Origin of the sequence: Streptomyces sp. NBC_00683 (assembly GCF_036226745.1) — a bacterium.
GTDB lineage: Bacteria > Actinomycetota > Actinomycetes > Streptomycetales > Streptomycetaceae > Streptomyces.
The window spans coordinates 3,093,283-3,114,798 of record NZ_CP109013.1 but is presented as its reverse complement, the minus strand read 5'-3'; the positions used below and the strand labels follow the sequence as shown (position 1 = coordinate 3,114,798).

Annotated in this window: 12 protein-coding genes; 8 read left to right on the top strand and 4 right to left on the bottom strand. The window is 71.7% G+C overall.

The annotated features are described in order from the left end of the window. Window positions 1–49: 49 nt before the first annotated feature. The gene (gene moeZ / locus OG257_RS13590; protein WP_329207634.1) at window positions 50–1,228 is read left to right on the top strand and encodes an adenylyltransferase/sulfurtransferase MoeZ; all 1,179 of its coding nucleotides are present in this window, start codon (window positions 50–52) and stop codon (window positions 1,226–1,228) included. A 62-nt stretch (window positions 1,229–1,290) separates the two neighbouring features. Here the strand turns inward: moeZ and OG257_RS13585 are convergent, their stop codons facing one another. From OG257_RS13585 to OG257_RS13575, 3 genes are all read right to left on the bottom strand, one after another. After that, the gene (locus OG257_RS13585; protein WP_329207632.1) at window positions 1,291–2,838 is read right to left on the bottom strand and encodes an alpha/beta hydrolase; all 1,548 of its coding nucleotides are present in this window, start codon (window positions 2,836–2,838) and stop codon (window positions 1,291–1,293) included. Between the two features lie 90 nt (window positions 2,839–2,928). Further along, a complete protein-coding gene (locus OG257_RS13580; protein WP_329207630.1) occupies window positions 2,929–4,527 on the bottom strand; it encodes an alpha/beta hydrolase in 1,599 nt (532 codons plus the stop codon). A gap of 103 nt (window positions 4,528–4,630) precedes the next feature. Continuing rightward, a complete protein-coding gene (locus OG257_RS13575; protein ID WP_329207628.1) occupies window positions 4,631–7,384 on the bottom strand; it encodes a lysylphosphatidylglycerol synthase domain-containing protein in 2,754 nt (917 codons plus the stop codon). A gap of 221 nt (window positions 7,385–7,605) precedes the next feature. Here OG257_RS13575 and OG257_RS13570 point away from each other — a divergent pair, with 221 nt between their 5' ends. The 6 genes from OG257_RS13570 (at window position 7,606) to OG257_RS13545 (ending at window position 18,550) form a co-directional block, all read left to right on the top strand. Then, window positions 7,606–8,052 (top strand): MGMT family protein, encoded by a 447-nt coding sequence (locus OG257_RS13570; RefSeq protein WP_329207627.1) that lies wholly within the window; start codon window positions 7,606–7,608, stop codon window positions 8,050–8,052. Window positions 8,053–8,274: 222 nt separating this feature from the next. Further along, entirely contained in the window at window positions 8,275–11,697 is a 3,423-nt protein-coding gene (locus OG257_RS13565) for an ATP-dependent helicase (protein ID WP_329207625.1), read from the top strand. A 132-nt stretch (window positions 11,698–11,829) separates the two neighbouring features. Next, window positions 11,830–15,261, top strand: coding sequence for a UvrD-helicase domain-containing protein (locus OG257_RS13560; RefSeq protein ID WP_329207623.1), 3,432 nt, complete (start codon window positions 11,830–11,832; stop codon window positions 15,259–15,261). A gap of 10 nt (window positions 15,262–15,271) precedes the next feature. Continuing rightward, the gene (locus OG257_RS13555; protein WP_329207622.1) at window positions 15,272–16,666 is read left to right on the top strand and encodes a dipeptidase; all 1,395 of its coding nucleotides are present in this window, start codon (window positions 15,272–15,274) and stop codon (window positions 16,664–16,666) included. Window positions 16,667–16,710: 44 nt separating this feature from the next. Beyond that, on the top strand, window positions 16,711–17,658 hold the full coding sequence (gene nudC / locus OG257_RS13550) for an NAD(+) diphosphatase (RefSeq protein WP_329207620.1): 948 nt from the start codon (window positions 16,711–16,713) through the stop codon (window positions 17,656–17,658). Between the two features lie 85 nt (window positions 17,659–17,743). Beyond that, entirely contained in the window at window positions 17,744–18,550 is an 807-nt protein-coding gene (locus tag OG257_RS13545) for a hypothetical protein (protein WP_329207618.1), read from the top strand. A gap of 152 nt (window positions 18,551–18,702) precedes the next feature. Here OG257_RS13545 and OG257_RS13540 read toward each other — a convergent pair whose 3' ends face one another. Beyond that, window positions 18,703–18,945, bottom strand: coding sequence for a mycoredoxin (locus tag OG257_RS13540; protein WP_203182343.1), 243 nt, complete (start codon window positions 18,943–18,945; stop codon window positions 18,703–18,705). Between the two features lie 191 nt (window positions 18,946–19,136). On the opposite strand from OG257_RS13540, the gene OG257_RS13535 reads away from it, so the two are divergent. Then, a complete protein-coding gene (locus OG257_RS13535; RefSeq protein WP_329207615.1) occupies window positions 19,137–21,359 on the top strand; it encodes an ATP-dependent DNA helicase UvrD2 in 2,223 nt (740 codons plus the stop codon). The last annotated feature ends 157 nt before the right edge of the window (window positions 21,360–21,516 follow it).

Sequence of the window (21,516 nt, the reverse complement as noted above, 5' to 3'; positions counted from 1 at the left end):
ACGTAGATGAAGTACGTAGAAACCGACCACCTGCATTGTTGAGGTTCCTGTGTCGCTGCCACCCTTGGTCGAGCCAGCTGCTGAGCTCACCGTCGACGAGGTCCGCAGGTACTCCCGCCACCTGATCATCCCGGATGTCGGGATGGACGGACAGAAGCGGCTGAAGAACGCGAAGGTGCTCTGTGTCGGCGCCGGCGGGCTCGGCTCGCCGGCCCTGATGTACCTGGCCGCGGCCGGTGTCGGCACGCTCGGCATCGTGGAGTTCGACGAGGTCGACGAGTCGAACCTGCAGCGCCAGATCATCCACAGCCAGGCCGACATCGGCCGGTCCAAGGCCCAGTCGGCCAAGGACTCGGTGCTGGGTATCAACCCGCTGGTGAACGTCGTCCTTCACGAGGAGCGGCTCGAAGCCGAGAACGTGATGGACATCTTCGCCCAGTACGACCTGATCGTGGACGGCACGGACAACTTCGCCACCCGCTATCTCGTCAACGACGCCGCGGTCCTGCTGAACAAGCCGTACGTCTGGGGCTCGATCTACCGTTTCGACGGCCAGGCGTCCGTCTTCTGGTCCGAGCACGGTCCCTGCTACCGCTGCCTCTACCCGGAGCCGCCGCCCCCCGGCATGGTCCCGTCCTGCGCCGAGGGCGGTGTCCTGGGCGTGCTCTGCGCGTCCATCGGCTCCATCCAGGTCAACGAGGCCATCAAGCTGCTCGCCGGCATCGGCGACCCGCTGGTCGGCCGGCTGATGATCTACGACGCCCTGGAGATGCAGTACCGCCAGGTCAAGGTCCGCAAGGACCCGGACTGCGCGGTCTGCGGCGAGAACCCCACCGTCACCGAGCTCATCGACTACGAGGCCTTCTGCGGCGTCGTGTCCGAGGAGGCCCAGGAGGCGGCGGCCGGCTCCACGATCACTCCCAAGCAGCTCAAGGAGTGGATCGACGGGGACGAGAAGATCGAGATCATCGACGTCCGCGAGCCGAACGAGTACGAGATCGTCTCGATCCCGGGCGCCAAGCTGATCCCGAAGAACGAGTTCCTGATGGGCAACGCGCTTCAGGACCTTCCGCAGGACAGGCGCATCGTCCTGCACTGCAAGACGGGTGTCCGCAGCGCCGAGGTCCTCGCGGTCCTCAAGTCGGCGGGCTTCGCCGACGCGGTGCACGTGGGCGGCGGCGTGATCGGCTGGGTCCACCAGATCGAGCCCGAGAAGCCGGTCTACTAGGTCTTCCGCTGTACGGAAGGGGTCGGCTCCGCACCGGGGCCGGCCCCTTCCGCATGGGGCCGTCAGCCGCAGGTCCGGCCGTCCGCCGGGATCTTCCCGTCCAGGAAGTAGGCGTCGACGAGCGAGGTGACGCACGTGCTCTCGCCGTACGAGCCGTGCCCCTCACCCTTGTTGGTCACCATGATGCCGACCCCCTCGCCCAGCTCGTCGGCCATCTTCTGCGCGCCCTCGTACGGTGTCGCCGGGTCGCCTGTCGTGCCGATGACGAGCATCGGCGCGGCGCCCGGAGCACTCGCCTCCGGCGTGTCGTGCTCCCCCGCGACCGGCCACCGGGCGCACCATCCGGCCGTGTCCCACGCCAGGAACGGGCCGAAGACCGGCGACAGTTCGCGGAACTCGGGCAGCAGTGCCCGCGCCTCGGACGCCGTCGGCCTGGCCTTGGTGTCGGCGCAGGAGATCGCCCGCTGCGAATGGTTCTGGGTGTCGTAGTGCCCTTCCTCGTCACGGCCGTTGTACGAGTCGGCCAGCCGGAGCAGCCCGTCGCCCGTGCCACTGTTCTGGGCCTCGTCGAGCGCGTCCGTCAGGGTCGGCCAGCCGCTCTTCGAGTAGAGAGGGGTCACGATGCCGGTGATGGCGAGCGTCTCGTTGAGCCTGCGGCCCGAGGAGGTCGGCAGGGGGTCGGCGTCGATCCGCCGCAGGAGCGCCGCTATCCGCCGTGTGCCCGCCTCCGGGTCCTGGCCGCGGTCCTCGAGGTAGTTCTCCAGCGCCCGCTGGAAGCCCGTCGCCTGGTTGCGCGCGTGGCCCACGGTGTCCGCCGTCGGGTCGACGACCGCGTCCAGCACGACCCGTCCCACGTTCTTCGGGAAGAGATGGGCGTACGTTCCGCCGAGCTCCGTACCGTACGAGATGCCGAAGTAGGAAAGCTTCTCGTCGCCGAGCGTCCTGCGGATCACGTCCATGTCCCGGGCCGCGTTCGTCGTGCCGACATGGGGGAGCACCTTGCCGGACCGGCGCTCGCAGCCGGCGCCGAAGTCCGCGCCGTCCTTGACGAACGCGGTCTCCTCCGCAGCCGTCTCCGGGGTCATGTCGATCTCGCGGTAGGCCTTTTCCTGCTCCTCGTCGGTGCGGCAGCGGACCCCGGAGCTGCCGGCGACGCCGCGGGGATCGAAGCCGACGAGGTCGTAGCGGGTGTTCAGCTTCCGGTACGAACCGGCGGCGCGCGGCAGGATGTCGACGCCTGAGCCCCCGGGGCCGCCGAAGTTGAAGAGCATGGAGCCGATGCGCCGGCTCTTCGCCGTGGCCTGCTTGCGGATCAGTGCGATGCCGATCGTGTCGCCGTCCGGGCGCGCGTAGTCCAGCGGGACGTCGACGGTGGCGCACCGCCAGGCGGGACCGGGTGCCCTGCCGCCCTCCGGGGCTTCGCAGCGCTTCCAGCTCAGCTTCTGGGGGGCGGACGAGGAGGACGGCGGGGAGCCGGGCCGCGCGGACGCGGTTTCCGGGGACGCGGGCTGAGGGGGTGCGGGGCTGTCGCATCCCGCCAGCACTCCTGCCGTCAGCAGGGCCGCCCCGGCCAGGGCAGCGGCCCTGGCGGCCCGTCCGCGTACACGCATGTGCGTTCCCTCCCCGTTGCCCGGAGCCCGATTCCGCGAAGGCGGTGGGCGCACGCGGGCGTTTCAGATGCCCGGTCATGCTAAGGGCTGTCATTCACAGACCGTGCCCGTCGCCGGTACCTTCCCGTTCAGCAGATAGCCGTCCACGGCCCTCTGCACACAGACGCTGCCGCCGTTGTACGCACCGTGCCCCTCGCCCTTGTAGGTGAGCTCGATCCCGACCCCCTTGCCGAGCTCGGCCGCCATCGCCTTGGCGCCCGCGTACGGCGTCGCCGGGTCCCCGGTGTTGCCGATGACCAGGATGGGTGCCGAACCCGGGGCGCTGACGTCGGGAGTTTCCCAGGCGCCCGCGACGGGCCAGCCGGTGCACGACATGAGTCCCCAGCCCAGGTAGTCGCCGAAGACCGGGGAGGCCTCACGGAACGCGGGGAGGGCCGCCCTGGTCTGCTCCAGGGTGAACCGCTCCTTGGAGTCGGCGCAGTTGATGGCCGCGTTGGCGGCGTTCGAGTTGTCGTAGCGGCCGTCCTCGGAGCGGCCGTTCAGCGAGTCGGCGAGCGCGAGCAGCAGCCCGCCGTTGTCACCGTCCGCCTCGTCGAGACCCTGTTCGAGCAGCGGCCACGTCTCCTTGGAGTAGAGGGCCGACGCGATGCCGGTGGTGGCCTGGGTCTGTGTCAGTTCGCGTTCGCCGAGGCCCGGGACGGGCTTCTTCTCCAGTTGGGCGAGGAGTGCGGCGATCCAGTCCTGGACCTCCTGCGAGGTGGAACCGGGGAGCCTGCAGTCGTCGCGCTCGGCGCAGTCGGCGGTGAAGTTGTCCAGGGCGAGCTGGAAGCCCTCGGCCTGGCCGAGCGAGGACTCCTTGGAGTTCTCCGTCGGGTCGACGACGGCGTCCAGGACCATGCGGCCGACCTCCTTCGGGAACTGGTGGGCGTAGACACCGCCCAGTTCCGTCCCGTACGAGATCCCGAAGTAGTTCAGCTTGTCGTCGCCGAGCACTTCGCGGAGCAGGTCCATGTCCCTGGCGGCATTCGTCGTACCGACGAAGGGCAGCACGTCGCCGGAGTTGTCCTCGCAGTCCGCGATGTAGGACTTCTGGTCCTCGACGAAGGCCTTCTCCTCGGCGGCGTCGTCCGGGGTGCCGTCCTTCTCGTACCGCGCGTCGAGTTCCTCGTCGTCCGAGCAGGCGACGCCCTCGCTGCGGCCCACCCCGCGAGGGTCGAAGCTCACCAGGTCGTAGCGGGTACGGAGCGTCTCGTACTCCGTTCCGAAGGACGGCAGGGTGGCGACACCGGAGGCGCCCGGTCCGCCGAAGTTGAAGACGAGCGAACCGATCCTGCGGTCCTGGTTCCTTGCCCTGGCCCGGACGAGCGCCAGTTCGATGGTCCTGCCGTCCGGCTCCGCGTAGTCGAGCGGCACGTCCATGAAGGAGCACTCCCATACCGCCCCGCCCGGCAGCGGGGAGGGCGAGGCCCCGCTGCCCTGGGCCTCGTTCGGGGCGGGACAGGGCTGCCAGTCGAGCTTCTGGGAGGACAGCTCCTCCGCCGTCGCCGTGGGGGAGGCGGTCGATGCCGTGGAGGGCTTCGCCCGGTCCGTACCCCCGCTGTCGTCGCTGTCGGAACAGGCCGCCAGCGGCAGCAGCACGGCGGTGGTGGCAGCGAGGGCAGCGGCACGCAGGGCGGGGGAGGTCCTCATGACCCCATCGTGCGGCGGGGCGCTGGGGAGCGCGCGGGGCACGGTCCATGCGAGTGGCACGTGCCCCGCGCGGTTTGTTCCGGAGCGTGTCCTGGGACGCGCTCTAGAGCTCGCCCTTCCGGGTCAGCTGGTTGAAGCAGATCCAGCCGGGAAGCACCGGCAGCCACAGCGTCATCACGCGGTACAGGAGCACCGCAGGCGCCGCGACCTCCTTCGGCAGGCCCACCGCGATGAGACCCAGGGTCAGCGCACCCTCGACCGCCCCCATACCGCCCGGGGTCGGCGCCGCGGATCCCAGGGCGTTGCCCGCGAGGAAGACCACCGCGATGCTGGCGTAACTGAGCTGCGGTACGTCGGGACCGCTGAACGCGCGGATGGACGCGTCCAGGCAGAGCACGAACAGGCCGGTCAGCAGCAGCATGCCGCCGATGCCGGTGACCAGCTTCTGCGGGCGCTGCACGACGTCGAGCATGCGGGGCACGACCCCGGCGAACAGCGACCGCACCCGGGTCACGATGAACTTCCGCATGAAGGGGATCGCGGTCACCACCAGCACGAGCACCGCGACGGTGAGCAGCCCCGCGATGACCGTTCTCGACGGGGTGAGCGAGTCCGGCGTCTTCTCCGTACCGGTCAGATAGCCGAACAGGGCGAGCAGCAGGATGTGGCAGCCGAGACCGAACAGCTGGGAGGCGCCGACACTCGCGACGGCGAGCCCCGGGCGTACTCCGGCGCGCTGCAGGAAGCGGGTGTTCAGGGCCACACCTCCGACCGCCGCCGGTGCGACGATCTTCACGAACGACCCGGCCACCTGCGCCAGCACCGTCTTGCCGAACGGCACCCGCTCCGGCACGAAGCCCAGCAGGCTCATGGCCGCCGCGATGTAGCTGAGGGCGGAGAAGCCCAGCGCCGCCGCCACCCAGCCCCATTCCGCCTGCTCGACGACCGTCCCGAAGTCGGCCTCGGTGACCTGCGAGATCAGGAAGTACGCGGCGATCGAACCCGCGATGAAGCTGAACAGGGTGCGCGGCTTGATGCGTTCGAGCCGCACCGGCTCGACCGGCGCCTGCGGCCGGATCAGCAGCACCTGCCGGCGGATCTGCGCGAGCAGGTCCTCCTCGCGTGCCTCGTCCAGGGCGTCGTCGATCGCGCGCTTCTCGGCCTGCTTCTCCGTGCGCAGCGACTTGCGTGCCGTCTTGCGGTCGCCTGCCGCCGCTTCGTCCTGCCCGTCCGCCCTGGCCTGCTTGGCCGACTGGGAGGCCTCGAGCACGGCCTCACGCTCGCGCTGCGAGCGCTCGCGGGCGATCCTGCGCAGCGTCGCCCGGGTGGAGCGACTGAGCGCGATCGGCTGGAGCAGCGGCAGGCTGTCGGCCACGGCGTCGGGACCGAGCACGGCGAGCGCCCCGGCCACCGCCCGTTCGGCACCCACCCGAAGCCCCGTGGTGGTCAGCAGCTGGGCGACGTCCATGCGCAGGATCAGGTCGCCGGCGGCGATCTCACCGCCGCGGAGATCCGTGACGAACACCGTGCCGGAACGATCCACCAGAATCGCGTCACCGGTGAGCCTGCGGTGCGCGATCCGCCGCGACTGGAGCGCCTTGACCTGCCGCCAGGCGCCGCGCACCAGGTCGTCGGTGATCTCCTCGTCCTCCATCGAGTCCAGCGAGCGCCCGCCGATGTGCTCGTACACCAGCATCACGGCGTCGGGACCGAGCTCGGAGGTCGCGATCAGCTTGGGCGCGTTGGCCCCGGCGGCGATCGCCGCGTACGCGAGCAGCGCCTCCTGCTCCAGAGCCTGGCGCAGTGACTGGATGGAGCGGCGCTGGGTGATGCTGCGCAGGGTGAGCCTGCGCCACACCCGGTAGAAGAAGCCCTGTGCCTGCTGTTCCCGGTCGACGACCGTCACATCCAGCGGTGGACCGTCCTCCAGGGTGACCAGATAGCGGCGGCCGCGGTCGCTCTGGTCGACGTTGTCGGCGGTGTCCTCGGTGCGCATCGCGGCGACCGGGTGGAAGCCCACATGGCGCAGACCGGCCATCAGGTGCTGGCCGGTCGGACGGACGTTCGGCGAACCGACCGCGTACAGCGTGCCGTACGCCACGGTCCAGCCGATGAGCACGGTCAGGATGATCGAGAACGGCGTGGTGTAGCCACCGACCAGCATCGCGAACGCGTCCAGGAGCAGCACCACCCACAGCACGACCCGCCAGCGCGGTCTGCGCGCCATGCCCACCGCTGTCATGTAGGCGATCACGGGGGCGAGATAACCGTGTACGGGATCGGTGAGCGCGTCACCGGGCTGCGGCTGGGTCAGCGCGTCCTGGATCGTCCCGGACGCCGATCTCGCGACCCAGAGGTCGGTGGCCAGCGTCACCCCGTGGGCCAGCACGGCGGCGAGCACGCCGTCCGCGATGCGCAGCCCGTCACGTTTGACCAGACGCTCGATCGCGAAGGCGACCGGTACGAGCAGCACAGCGATGCTGGACACCAGTCCGGCGATCTTGATCAGCAGGTCGGGCGCCTGGTCGGTGCCCTTGGAGATGTCGTCCTCGAGGCCGGTGGTGGTGCCCTGGGCGAAGGCGGCGATGGAGAAGAGAAGGACGATCGCGAGGACACCGACGAGGAGCCGCAGCAGATCGGAGGGGCGGTGCACACGGGCGGGCAGCAGCGGCTCGTCACCCGATACGCGGTCGGTCAGCCCCGCGCCGGCCGTGGCGAGGGTCGAGCCCGCGAGGTGCTCCCCCTCGGTCCCGGGGGTGCTCCGGTCGTCCGTGGCGGCGGTCTGCGCATCCGGGGCGTCGGCCGCGTTCGGCCGCGGCTCCGCATCAGAGGCGTCGGCCGCCTTCGGTGGCTGCACGCCCTGCTCCTTCGTCGCCTCTGATTGGTCTTCGTGTTCTCGTATCACCGGTCACCGCCCGCATGATGGTGGCACGGCCTGCAGACAGAGGGGGGCATCAGGGTGCATTGCACGGGTGCGCGATGCGCAACATACGCTCCTTTGCCCTCGCGTGCACGCTGTGTGATCAGGGCGACACCGAACCGGCACGGCTGTCGGTGGCGTACGGCAGGATGTGCCGGATGAGCGAAGACCGGACGAGCGGCGGCGCTGCCGGTGCGGCGCCGCAGCCCCCCACGGACGCGGAACTGCCCGAGTACGCGGAGCGGGTCCTGGACGTCGCCGACCTGATCCCGCCCGGCCGCGTCATGACGTACGGCGATGTGGCGGAGTGGCTCGGCGACGGCGGACCGAGACAGGTCGGCCGGACGATGGCCCTGTACGGCTCCGCGGTGCCCTGGTGGCGTGTCGTGCGGGCCGACGGGGCACTGCTCCCGGGGCACGAGCTGCGGGCGCTGGACCACTACCGCGAGGAGGGCACACCACTGCGCGAAGCCTCGCGCAGTGGTGTGCACCTCCCGCGCCTCGACATGAAGCGCGCCAGATGGGACGGCGTCACGGACGCGACAGGCCGTCCGGGCAGCGGTCCGGACCACGGTCCGGCCGGGGGCGAGGAAGCTCACATCTGACAGCTTCGGCCATCGCGCGCCCAGGAGACATGCGCCGGGCCGGTACGGGACACGAGCCGGATCCGCGGGGCGCACACGTGACGAGGGACGCAGCCCAGTCGCTGCGCGCCGGCCCGCCGCTGGCGTAGCGTCGTCCACGCGCGGCACGCTCCGCTCCTTCGTTCCCAGCACACCCAGGCCACCCGAGCAGACCGAGTACACCCACCAGGACCGGCGATCCACGTGAGCTCCTCCTTCACCACCCGGAACAGTCCGCACCGTCAGGCACGGCGGCGGACCCCGGGCGCCTACCGGCTGGTGCGCACCCCGCCGGGATCCGTGGACCCCCCTCTCCTGGACGCAGGTCAACGCGCGGTGGTTGACCACCGGACCGGCCCGCTGCTGGTCCTCGCCGGACCGGGCACGGGCAAGACCACCACGCTCGTCGAGGCCGTCGCCGCCCGCGTGGCCGCGGGGACCGACCCGGCCCGCATCCTGGTCCTCACCTTCAGCCGCAAGGCGGCCGTGGAACTGCGCGACCGGATGGCGTCCCGGCTCGGTGGCCCCAGGGGCCCGCAGGCCACCACCTTCCACTCGTACTGCTACGCCCTGGTGCGCGCACACCAGGACGCCGACCTGTTCGCCGATCCGCTGCGGCTGCTCTCCGGACCCGAGCAGGACGTCACCGTCCGCGAGCTCCTCGCGGGCCAGCTCGGCCTCGAACAGGCAGGGCTCGCCCATGTCCGCTGGCCCGACGAGCTGCGGGCCTGTCTGACCACGCGCGGCTTCGCCGACGAGGTGCGCGCGGTGCTGGCCCGCAGCCGCGAACTCGGTCTCGGCCCGGACGCCCTCGCCGCCTTCGCGCGCCGCACCGGCCGCCCGGACTGGAGCGCCGCCGCGCAGTTCCTCGCCGAATACCTGGACGTCCTCGACGCACAGGGCGTCCTGGACTACGCGGAACTGGTCCACCGGGCCGTCCTGCTCGCCGAGCGTCCCGAGGTCGGCGCACTGCTGGCCCGGAGCTACGACGCGGTCTTCGTCGACGAGTACCAGGACACGGACCCGGCCCAGGTGCGGCTGCTGCACGCGCTCGCGGGGAACTCCGGGAGCGCCCCGGGCACCGGGGGAGGCCGGACACTGATCGCCTTCGGCGACCCGGACCAGTCGATCTACGCCTTCCGGGGCGCCGATGTGAACGGCATCCTCGAGTTCCCCGACACCTTCCGCCGTGCCGACGGCGCGCCCGCCCCCGTCGGTGTCCTCACCACCTCGCGCCGCTCCGGCGCGCAGCTGCTCGCCGCCACCCGGCTGCTCACCCGCCGGATGCCGCTCACCCGCCTGCCGTCGGACAAGGTCCGGGCCCACCGCGAGCTGTCCGCCGTACGCGGAGGCGGCCGCGTCGAGACGTACACCTATCCGACCGCTTCCACCGAGCTGGAGAACATCGCCGACCTGCTGCGGCGTGCGCACCTGGAGGAGGGCGTGCCGTGGAAGGACATGGCGGTCCTCGTGCGTGCCGGAGGCCGGTCGATTCCCGCCGTGCGCAGGGCGCTGACCTCCGCCGGTGTGCCGCTGGAGGTGGACGGCGACGACCTTCCGCTGCGACATGAGCCGGCGGTCGCACCCCTGCTGACCGCGCTGCGGACGGTGGCGACGGCGGCGGTGGGCCGCGCCGTGCCCGAGCGGCACGAGGACGCCGGGACGGGCGAGGACACCGCCCACGGCGACACCGACAGTGACAGTGACGGCGACACCGACACCGACACTGACACCGACAGCGCCGCGGATGCGGGCCGGCTCGACACCGAGACCGCCCTCACCCTCCTCACCTCCCCGCTCGGCTCCATGGACGCCGCCGATCTGCGGCGCCTGGGCCGTGCCCTGCGCGACGAGGAGCGGGCCGCCGGCAACCGTGTGCCGCCGCCGTCCGGCGAGCTGCTGGCCCGGGCCCTCGCCGAGCCCGAGCGCCTCGTCGCGCACGATCCTGCATACGCCCGCGGCGCCCAGCGCCTCGGTGCGCTCCTGCGCAAGGCCCGCGAACTCCTGGAGGGCGGCGGCACCGCCGAGGAGGCCCTGTGGGCCCTGTGGGACGGCACCCCCTGGCCCGGAAGGCTGGAGCGGGCAGCCCTGCGCGGCGGCGCGGGCGGCCGGAACGCCGACCGGGACCTCGACGCCGTGTGCGCCCTCTTCGAGACAGCGGCCCGCGCCGAGGAGCGCACCGGAGGACGAGGCGCGCTCAACTTCCTGGAAGAGGTCGACGCCCAGGACATCGCCGCCGACACGCTCTCCCGGCGTGCCGTGCGCCCCGATGCCGTACGGCTGATGACCGCGCACCGCTCCAAGGGCCTGGAGTGGCGGCTGGTCGTCGTCGCCGGGGTGCAGGAAGGGCTCTGGCCCGACCTGCGCCGCCGCGGTTCGCTCCTCGAGGCGGACCGGATCGGCCGTGACGGCCTGGCCGAACCCCTCACCCCGGGGGCGCTCCTGGCCGAGGAACGCCGCCTGTTCTACGTCGCGGCCACCCGCGCCCGGGAACGTCTCGTCGTCACGGCCGTCAAGGCCCCCGCCGACGACGGCGACCAGCCGTCACGCTTCCTCACCGAACTCGGGGTCGAACCCCGCGACATCACCGGCCGGCCCCGCCGTCCGCTCGCGGTCGCCTCGCTCGTCGCCGAACTCCGGGCGACGACCGTCGACCCCGCAGCCTCGGCCGCCCTGCGCGACGCCGCCGCCCACCGGCTCGCCCGGCTCGCCGCGCTGGCCGACGACGAGGGCCAGCCGCTGGTGCCCGCGGCCCATCCGTACCGCTGGTGGGGACTGAACGAGCCGACCCGTTCCGAGGTGCCGCTCCGCGACCGGGACCATCCCGTCGCGCTGTCCGGGAGCGCCCTCGACCAGCTGGCCAACACCTGCGCCCTGCAGTGGTTCCTGGGCCGTGAGGTGAAGGCCGACGCCCCGGCGACGGCCGCGCAGGGCTTCGGCAACGTGGTCCACGTACTCGCCGACGAAGTGGCCTCCGGCCGTACCGCCGCCGACCTGGACGTCCTGATGGAGCGCCTGGACTCCGTCTGGAACGGCCTGGTCTTCGACGCCCCCTGGAAGTCCCAGCAGGAGAAGGACCAGGCGCGCGCCGCCCTGGAGCGCTTCCTGCGCTGGCACGTCATGGACCGCACCGGTCGCACCCCGGCCGCCAGCGAGCACGACTTCGACGTGACGCTCGAAGCGGGGGAGTACGCGGTGCGCATCCGGGGCTCCATGGACCGGGTCGAACAGGACACCGAGGGCCGGGCGTACGTCGTCGACTTCAAGACCGGGAAGGGGGCCCCGACCAAGGACGAGGTGGCCGCGCACCCCCAGCTCGCCGTGTACCAGCTGGCGGTCAGGGAAGGCGCCGTCGACGACGTCTTCGACGGCCGGCGCCCCGATTCCGGCGGTGCCGAACTCGTACAGCTGCGCCAGCCGGCCCCGAAGAAGGAGGGCGGCGACGCCCTTCCCAAGGTGCAGGCCCAGGAACCCCTGTCGGGGGAGTGGGTCTCGGACCTGCTGGCCACGGCAGCCGGCCGCGTCCTGGACGAACGCTTCACACCCACGGCCGGTCAGCACTGCACCCACTGCACCTTCCGGGCCTCGTGCAGCGCACAGCCCGAAGGCCGTCAGATCATCGAGTGACGTCCCGGGTGAGCCGCCCTGCGACGTCCCGGGCACCGGACCGGGTGCTGTCCGGGGCACTGTCCCGGGCCCCTGCCCGTGCTCTGTCCGGGCAGGACGGCTTTGTCGGTGTCTCCGGTTAGCCTCTCTGGAGTGTCCTCGCGTATCACCGACCCCGAGCAGCTCAAGGAGCTCCTCGGGATCCCCTTCACCCCGGAGCAGACGGCCTGCATCACCGCGCCGCCCGCCCCGCAGGTGATCGTGGCCGGAGCCGGCTCGGGGAAGACCACGGTGATGGCGGCCCGCGTGGTGTGGCTCGTCGGGACCGGACAGGTCGCCCCGGAGCAGGTCCTCGGCCTCACCTTCACGAACAAGGCCGCGGGCGAGCTCGCCGAGCGGGTCCGCAAGGCCCTTGTCGCAGCCGGGGTCACCGACCCGGACGTCATCGACCCGGACAACCCCCCGGGCGAACCCAGCATCTCCACGTACCACGCCTTCGCCGGCCGGCTGCTCACCGATCACGGCCTGCGGATCGGGCTCGAACCCACCACCCGTCTCCTCGCCGACGCCACCCGCTACCAGCTCGCCGCCCGGGTGCTGCGCGAGGCCCCCGGCCCCTTCCCGGCGCTGACCAGGTCCTTCCCCACGCTGGTCAGCGACCTGCTGGCCCTGGACGCCGAGCTCGCCGAACACCTCGTACGCCCCGAACAGCTCGCGGAGTACGACACCGAACTGCTCCGCACGCTCGCAACGGCCAGGCTCAGCAACGCCGAGCTGCGCAAGATCCCCGAGGCGGCCGAGGCCCGCCGCGAGCTCCTCGAACTGACCCGGCGCTACCGGGCGGCCAAACGCAGCCGCGATCTCCTCGACTTCGGCGACCAGATCGCACTCTCCGCCGAGCTGACCCTCACCCGGCCCGAGGTCGGCGCCATCCTGCGCGACGAGTTCCGGGTCGTCCTGCTCGACGAGTACCAGGACACCTCCGTGGCCCAGCGCCTCCTGCTCGCCGGCCTCTTCGGCGGGTCGGGCGAAACCGCGGCCGGCCACGCCGTCACCGCCGTCGGGGACCCGTGCCAGGCGATCTACGGCTGGCGCGGCGCCTCCGTCGCCAACCTCGACGACTTCCCGCACCACTTCCCGCACGCCGACGGCACCCCCGCCACCCGCTACTCCCTCAGCGAGAACCGCCGCAGCGGCGGCCGCCTCCTCCACCTCGCCAACGGCCTCGCCGACCCCCTGCGCGCCATGCACGAGGGCGTGGAGGCCCTGCGGCCCGCGCCCGGTGCCGAGCGGGACGGCATGGTGCGGTGCGCCCTGCTCCGTACCCACGCCGAAGAGATCGACTGGCTCGGCGACTCCCTCGCCCACCTCGTACGGACCGGCACCGCACCCGGGGAGATCGCCGTCCTGTGCCGGACCGCAGGAGACTTCCCCCTGATCCAGGCCGCCCTCGTCGCCCGGGACATCCCGGTCGAGGTCGTCGGGCTGTCCGGGCTGCTGCACCTCCCCGAGGTCGCCGACCTCGTCGCCGTCTGCGAGGTCCTCCAGGACCCCGGGGCCAACGCCTCGCTCGTCCGGCTGCTCATCGGGCCGCGCTGGCGGATCGGCGCCCGGGACCTGGCACTGCTCGGCCGCCGCGCCCGCCTCCTCGTCCACCGTGCCTCCCACGGCGAGGACGACGACTTCGACCCCGACCGCCGTCTCGCCGAAGCGGTCGAAGGCATCGACCCCGCCGAGGTGATCTCGCTCGCCGACGCCCTGGACACCTTCCTGGAGTCCGGAGGGGCCGAGGACGACGGACTGCCGTTCTCGGCCGAGGCACGCGTCCGCTTCGCCCGCCTCGCCACCGAGCTGCGCGACCTGCGCCGCTCACTGGCAGACCCCCTCATGGACGTACTGCACCGCGTCCTCGGCACCACCGGCCTCGAAGTGGAACTCTCCGCGTCGCCGCACGCCCTCGCCGCCCGTCGCCGCGAGACCCTCGCCAACTTCCTGGACGTCGCCGCGGGCTTTGCCGCAGTCGACGGGGAAGCCTCCCTGCTCGCCTTCCTCGGCTTCCTGCGCACCGCCGCGCAGTACGAGAAGGGCCTGGACAACGCCCTGCCCGGCGGGGAGAACACCGTCAAGGTGCTCACCGCGCACAAGTCCAAGGGCCTGGAATGGGACGTCGTCGCCGTGCCGGGGCTGGTCACCGGTCAGTTCCCCAGCGGCCAGTCCCGGGACGCCTGGACCTCGCAGTCCAAGGTGCTGCCGCACGCACTGCGCGGCGACGCGGCCACCCTCCCGGTCATCCACTCCTGGGACGCCAAGGGCCTCAAGGCCTTCAAGGAGGAGATGAAGGAGCACCAGCACACCGAGGAGCTCCGCCTCGGCTACGTCACCTTCACCCGCCCCCGCAGCCTGCTCCTCGGCTCCGGCCACTGGTGGGGCCCGTCCCAGAAGAAGACACGCGGCCCGTCCGCCTTCCTCGAGGCGCTGTACGAGCACTGCGCCGCCGGATACGGCGAGATCGAGGCCTGGGCCGACGAGCCCGGGGAGGACGAGGAGAACCCGGCACTCCAGGAGAAGGACACCGATCAGGCCTGGCCGCTTCCCCTGGACGACGTGTCCATGGCCCGCCGCCGCGAGGCCAGGGACACGGTGCTGGCCCACCTGGAGGCCTTGGCCGCCACTCCCGTACCGGATGTGTACGAGGAGGGCCCCGCCCTGGCGTACGAGGAGCCCCCGTACGACGAGGATGTGGAACCCCCGTACGACAACGGGGAGGAGCTGTACGACGAGACCGACGCACCGTACGACGACCCGTTCCCCGACGGTGCGCCCTCCCACGATGCCCCGCCCACCCCCCAGGTCCCCGCCGCCCGCACCCCCGCGGACGCGGAGCTCACCCCGGAGGAATCGCGCACCCTCGCCTCCTGGGACCGCGATCTCGACGCCCTCGCCGGTGAACTGCGCCGTGCCCGCGCATCCGTGCGGGACGTCCTCGTACCCGCCTCGCTCTCCGCCACCCAGCTCCTGCACCTGGCCGACGACCCCGAGAGCTTCGCGCGGGAACTGGCCCGCCCCATGCCCAGGCCCCCACAGCCCGCCGCCCGCCGGGGGACCCGCTTCCACGCCTGGGTGGAGTCCAGATTCGAGGAGCTGCCGCTGCCCATGCTCGGCCCCGACGAGCTCCCCGGGGGCGACGACAACGACACGGAGATCGCCGACGAACGCGATCTCGCCGCGCTCAAGGAAGCCTTCGAGCGCAGCGTGTACGCCCGGCGCACCCCGTACCGCGTCGAGACCCCCTTCCAGATCACCCTCGCCGGCCGGGTGATCCGGGGCCGGATCGACGCGGTCTACCGCACGGGCGACACCTACGAGATCGTCGACTGGAAGACCGGCCACCACCACACGGCCGACCCCCTCCAGCTCGCCGTCTACCGCCTGGCCTGGGCCGAACTGCACGGCCTTCCGCCCGAAGCGGTCGCCGCGACGTTCCTGTACGTACGCACCGGGGAGACCGTCAGCCCCGCCCGGCTGCCGGGCAGGGCAGAGCTGGAGCAGCTCCTGCTGGACGAGTCACCTCCGCAGGGCCGTTAGGCTCAGGACCATGAGCGACACCCCGGACAGCGCCGTCCGTACGTACACCGAGCAGCACCGCACAGCCTTCCTCGACGACCTCGCCGAGTGGCTGCGCATCCCGTCCGTATCCGCACAGCCGGAGCACGACGGAGACGTACGGCGCAGTGCCGAGTGGCTCAAGGACAAGTTCGCGCAGACCGGATTCCCCGTCACCGAGATCTGGGAGACGCCCGGCGCCCCGGCCGTCTTCGCCGAGTGGCCGTCCGACGACCCGGACGCACCGGTCGTCCTCGTCTACGGCCACCACGACGTGCAGCCCGCGGCCCGCGAGGACGGCTGGCACACCGACCCCTTCGAACCGGTGATCCGCGACGGCAGGATGTACGGACGCGGCGCGGCCGACGACAAGGGCCAGGTGTTCTTCCACACGCTCGGCGTCAGGGCGCACCTCGCGGCAACCGGCCGCACCACCCCCGCCGTGCATCTCAAGCTCCTCGTCGAGGGCGAGGAGGAGTCCGGCTCCCCGCACTTCCGCGCCCTGGCCGAACAGCGTGCGGGCCGCCTCGCCGCCGACGTCGTGATCGTCTCCGACACCGGCATGTGGGACGAGAACACCCCGACCGTCTGCACCGGAATGCGCGGCCTCGCCGAATGCGAGATCGAGCTGCACGGCCCGGGCCACGACATCCACTCCGGATCGTTCGGCGGCGCCGTGCCCAACCCCGCGACCGCCGTGGCCCGCCTCGTCGCCGCGCTCCACGACACCCAGGGACGGGTCGCGGTCCCAGGGTTCTACGACGGCGTGGCCGAACTCACCGACACCGAGCGCGCCCTCTTCGCCGAGCTGCCCTTCGACGAGGCCACCTGGCTGCGCACCGCCGCTTCGCAGGCCACCGCGGGCGAGGCCGGGTACACCACCCTGGAACGCATCTGGGCGCGTCCCACCGCCGAGGTCAACGGCATCGGCGGCGGCTACCAGGGGGCGGGCAGCAAGACGGTCATCCCCTCGTCCGCCCTGGTGAAGCTGAGCTTCCGGCTCGTCGCAGGCCAGGATCCGGAGCGCGTCCAGCAGATGGTCCGCAAGTGGGCCGAGGAACAGATCCCGGCCGGCATCCGCCACCGGATCACCTTCGCCCCCGCCACCCGCCCCTGCCTGACCCCGCTGGACCACCCCGCCCTCCAGGCAGTGGCCCGTGCCATGGGGCGGGCCTTCGGGAAGAAGATCCTCTTCACCCGCGAAGGAGGCTCGGGCCCCGCCGCCGACCTGCAGGACGTGCTCGGCGCACCCGTCCTCTTCCTGGGCATCTCCGTACCGTCCGACGGCTGGCACGGCCCCGACGAGAAGGTCGAGATCGACCTCCTCCTCAAGGGCGTGGAGACCGCCGCCCATCTGTGGGGCGAACTGGCCGCGGCACCACGCTGAATCTCTGATCACCCGATCCACCCCCGGGGGAGTAGGAAGCACCTGTGAGCACCTTCGACAACGCCACCGCTGACCGTCCGATCGGCCTCACCGCGCCCAGCGGCATCGACCGCTCCGCGCACCACAGGCTCGACGAGGCCTGGCTCGCCGCGGCCTGGAGCCACCCGACGACCAGAGTCTTCGTCGTATCGGGCGGGCAGGCGCTGATCGACGACACCCCGGACGGCGGCACCGAGCTCGTCATGACCCCGTCCTTCGAGGCGCCGCTCACCGAGACCCACCGCTACTTCCTCGGGACCGACGAGGAGGGTGTGCGCTACTTCGCCCTCCAGAAGGACTCCCTGCCGGGCCGCATGGACCAGTCCGCCCGTCCTGCCGGCCTGCGCGAGGCGGGGCTGCTCCTGGGCGCGCGGGACGCGGGGCTCATGGTGCACGCCGTGGCCCTGGAGAACTGGCAGCGGCTGCACCGCTTCTGCTCACGCTGCGGCGAGCGCACCGTCATCGCGGCAGCCGGCCACATCCGCCGCTGCCAGGCCTGCGGCGCCGAGCACTACCCGCGCACCGACCCCGCGGTGATCATGCTGGTCACCGACGACCAGGACCGGGCCCTGCTGGGCCGCCAGGTGCACTGGCCGGAGGGACGCTTCTCGACGCTCGCGGGCTTCGTCGAGCCGGGCGAGTCGATCGAGCAGTCCGTGGCCCGCGAAGTGTTCGAGGAGGCGGGCGTCACCGTCGGCGAGGTCGAGTACATCGCCAGCCAGCCCTGGCCGTTCCCGTCCAGCCTGATGCTCGGATTCATGGCACGCGCCACCTCCTCGGAGATCAACGTGGACGGCGAGGAGATCGAGGAGGCCCGCTGGTTCTCCCGCGAGGACCTGACGGCCGCCTTCGAGTCGGGCGAGGTCCTGCCCCCGTTCGGGATCTCGATCGCCGCGCGCCTGATCGAGCTCTGGTACGGCAAGCCACTCCCGAGGCCGGGCGGCGCCGGCTGACGGCGGGTACGCGGGCGGGGTGCGGCGGCAAGACGCGGCACCCCGTGTGACGTGTACAGGGACGCTCTCGGTAGAGTCCCCGGCCATGTCCGAACCGAGCGTCCACCACGCGACCATCAACGCCATCACGGCCAACGCCGGACGCTCGACTCTGGCGTTCAAGCAGGCGAACACGGACCGGCACCACGGAACGGCCTTCTGGTTCAACGACCTCATCGACTCCACGGCCGACTCCGAGGTCATCAGCCAGTACCTCGTGACGGCTGCGGAGTTGACGCGGTACGACCTGGGCGAGCTGACGCTGCGACCCGAACTGTGCGACCCCGTGATGAGCGCGGAGAAGCTCCTCATGACGGACTTCGCCGACGGGTGGACCGTCCTCGGGGACCTGGGCGTCGCCGTGCTGCCCACGGCCGGGCTGCATGCCCACGGCACCCGCAAGGGCTGGAGCTGGGCGACCGACGAGATCACGGACGGTCTCGCCGCGAACGACGAGGACATCGCGCGGATCGGTGCCGAACCACAGCCCGCCTACATCCTGGGCCACGACGTGGGGGAGACGCGGGGAGAGAGGCTGATGGCCGTCGTCGTGGGCGAGGTGGCACGCGGGACCGACGGCAGCGTCCACTGGGGTTCCACCGTGCCGGAGGGGTGCGCCGGTGCGCCGGTCTTCGTGGGGACCGAGCTCGGAGGCGGCAGGCTCAAGCTGGTCTGTGTCGGAGTCGTCCTGCCCGGTGAGAAGCAGAACCGGATAGCGACCTTCGACCGCATCAGGACCGCCGTGCGGGAGCTGGCGGACGATGCGGGCCCGGAGCCGGACTCGGAGCCGGGCCGCTACCAGGAAGCAGGACGACGGCCGAGCTGGTGGCGCAGGCGTCCCCGCCGTCAGTGATCCGCGCGCAGTGCGGCCGGCAGGACTCGCCGGCAGGCACGCGGCACGCAGGCAGGTAGCCCGCGGGCAGGCAGCAGGAGCAGGCAGGCAGCACGCAGGCATGGCGACGGCCCCGGAGCTTCAGCTCGGGGCCGTCGCCATGCGTCTCTGCGTCAGGCGCCGATCTTCTGCTTGACCTGGGCCAGCGAGGGGTTCGTCAGCGTCGAACCGTCGGGGAAGAGCACGGTCGGAACCGTCTGGTTTCCGCCATTCGCCTTCTCGACAAACGCTGCCGAATCCGGGTCCTGCTCGATGTTGACCTCGGTGTACGCGATGCCTTCGCGGTCCATCTGGCCCTTGAGCCGGCGGCAGTAGCCGCACCACGTGGTGCTGTACATCGTCACAGTGCCCGGCATGTCGCTGGTGCTCCCTTGTCTCGTCCGTCTCGCTGGAAGGCGGAAAGAACACGTTCCCGTACCTTCCCGCATGCAGGGAACGTACGGGACCCGGCCGCCATTCCCGCGACCGCACCCGTATCAGTACGACAAACGGCACCCCCTGTGGACAACTTCCGCACCGGCCCCCTGCGACCTGGCAGCATGGCGGGGTGACAGCAGCAACGCATTCCACCCTTTTCCCGCAGGTTCCCGAGTCCGCGGACGCCGTGCTCGACGGGCTCGACCCGGAGCAGCGCGAGGTCGCGCTGGCCCTCGCCGGACCCGTGTGCGTGCTGGCCGGAGCCGGTACGGGGAAGACGCGAGCCATCACGCATCGCATCGCCTACGGGGTCCGGGCCGGGATTCTCCAGCCGACGACCGTGCTCGCCGTCACCTTCACCAACCGCGCCGCCGGCGAGATGCGGGGCAGGCTCCGCCAGCTCGGCGCGACCGGTGTGCAGGCGCGGACGTTCCACTCCGCCGCCCTGCGCCAGCTCCAGTACTTCTGGCCGAAAGCAGTCGGTGGTGCGCTGCCGCGGCTGGTGGAGCGCAAGGTCCAGCTCGTCGCCGAGGCGGCGGCCCGCTGCGGCGTCCGGCTCGACCGCAACGAGCTGCGCGACACCACGAGCGAGATCGAGTGGGCCAAGGTCACCCAGACCGTGCCCGCCGACTACCCGGCCGCGGTCGCCAAGACCCAGCGCGACGCCCCGCGTGATCCTGCCGAGCTGTCACAGATCTACGCGATGTACGAGCAGCTCAAGCGCGACCGCTCGGTGATCGACTTCGAGGATGTGCTGCTTCTCACCGTCGGCATCCTCCAGGACCGGCACGACATCGCCGAACACGTGCGCACCCAGTACCAGCACTTCGTCGTCGACGAGTACCAGGACGTCAGCCCGCTCCAGCAGCGGCTCCTCGACCTCTGGCTCGGCGACCGGGACAACCTGTGCGTCGTCGGTGACGCCAGCCAGACGATCTACTCCTTCACCGGGGCGACCCCCGACCACCTGCTGAACTTCCGCACCCGCCACCCGAACGCGACGGTGGTCAAGCTGGTGCGGGACTACCGCTCCACCCCGCAGGTCGTCCATCTGGCCAACGGACTGCTGAGCCAGGCCAGCGGCAGGGCGGCCGAGCACCGGCTCGAGCTGGTCTCGCAGCGCGAGAAGGGCCCCGAGCCCTCCTACACGGAGTACGCGGACGAGCCCGCGGAGGCCGAGGGCACCGCCCGGCGGATCCGTGACCTGATCGCCGCGGGTGTCCCGGCCGGCGAGATCGCCGTGCTGTACCGGGTCAATTCCCAGTCCGAGGTCTACGAGCAGGCCCTCGCCGACGCCGGTGTGCCCTACCAGCTGCGCGGCGCGGAGCGCTTCTTCGACCGCGCGGAGGTACGGGAGGCGGGCGTCGCCCTGCGCGGCGCCGCCCGCGCCGGGGGCAACGACTCCTTGCTCGACGGAGCCGAGGGACTGCCCTCCGAGGTGCGGGCCGTGCTCTCCACCAAGGGGTGGACCTCCAAGCCGCCCAACGGTTCGGGTGCGGTCCGGGACCGCTGGGAGTCGCTGGCCGCTCTGGTGCGTCTGGCCGAGGATTTCGAACAGGCCAAGCCGGGAGCGACGCTCTCCGACCTCGTGGCAGAGCTCGACGAACGGGCCGCCGCCCAGCACGCCCCCACGGTCCAGGGCGTCACGCTGGCTTCGCTGCACTCGGCGAAGGGGCTGGAGTGGGACGCCGCCTTCCTGGTCGGGCTCACCGAGGGCATGATGCCGATCGCCTACGCCAAGACCGATGAGCAGGTCGAGGAGGAACGCCGGCTGCTGTACGTCGGTGTCACCCGGGCCCGCTTCCACCTCTCGCTGTCCTGGGCCCTGTCCCGCTCGCCGGGTGGCCGCGGCGGCCGTCGGCCGACCCGATTCCTGAACGGACTGCGGCCCGGATCGGCCGCCTTCGGCACACGGGGCGGCGCGGGGGGCGGCGGAGGCATCGACCGCGGCTCGGCCACGGGCACGGGCAGCGGAGGTTCCGGGGCTGCGGCCCGGCCCAGGCGCCGCGGGCCGGTGCTGTGCCGGGTCTGCGGCAAGACCCTCACCGAAGCCGGCGAGATGAAGCTGATGCGCTGCGAGGACTGCCCGTCGGACATGGACGAGGGGCTGTACGAGCGGCTGAGGCAGTGGCGTGCGGACCGGGCGAAGGAGATCGGCCAGCCCGCGTACTGCGTGTTCACGGACAAGACGCTGATGGCGATCGCCGAGAGGGTGCCGGACACCGAGGGGGAGCTGGTCGTCATCGCCGGTGTCGGCAACCGGAAGCTGACCCGCTTCGGAGCGGATGTGCTCGACATCTGTGCAGGTCGGACGCTGGAACCGGAGCCAGGAGCGGGCGATGACGACGTGTGAGGAAAACTCGTCGAAAAAATAGTTTGCGCCCGCAGCAGTCATCACCATAGGTTCTTAACCACGGGAACAGCGACTTCTCTGAAGCCCTGATTCCGTGCTGTACTTATCCGAATACGCAGGACCGGCCCCGGCCGGTCCCCTGAGACGCCGAGAGGAG

Bases quoted from the DNA above. Each gene is read 5' to 3' on its own strand.
- OG257_RS13585 (WP_329207632.1), bottom strand. From the start codon at position 2,838: ATGCGTGTACGCGGACGGGCCGCCAGGGCCGCTGCCCTGGCCGGGGCG.
- OG257_RS13580 (WP_329207630.1), bottom strand. From the start codon at position 4,527: ATGAGGACCTCCCCCGCCCTGCGTGCCGCTGCCCTCGCTGCCACCACC.
- OG257_RS13570 (WP_329207627.1), top strand. From the start codon at position 7,606: ATGAGCGAAGACCGGACGAGCGGCGGCGCTGCCGGTGCGGCGCCGCAG.
- OG257_RS13555 (WP_329207622.1), top strand. From the start codon at position 15,272: ATGAGCGACACCCCGGACAGCGCCGTCCGTACGTACACCGAGCAGCAC.
- OG257_RS13545 (WP_329207618.1), top strand. From the start codon at position 17,744: ATGTCCGAACCGAGCGTCCACCACGCGACCATCAACGCCATCACGGCC.
- OG257_RS13540 (WP_203182343.1), bottom strand. From the start codon at position 18,945: ATGCCGGGCACTGTGACGATGTACAGCACCACGTGGTGCGGCTACTGC.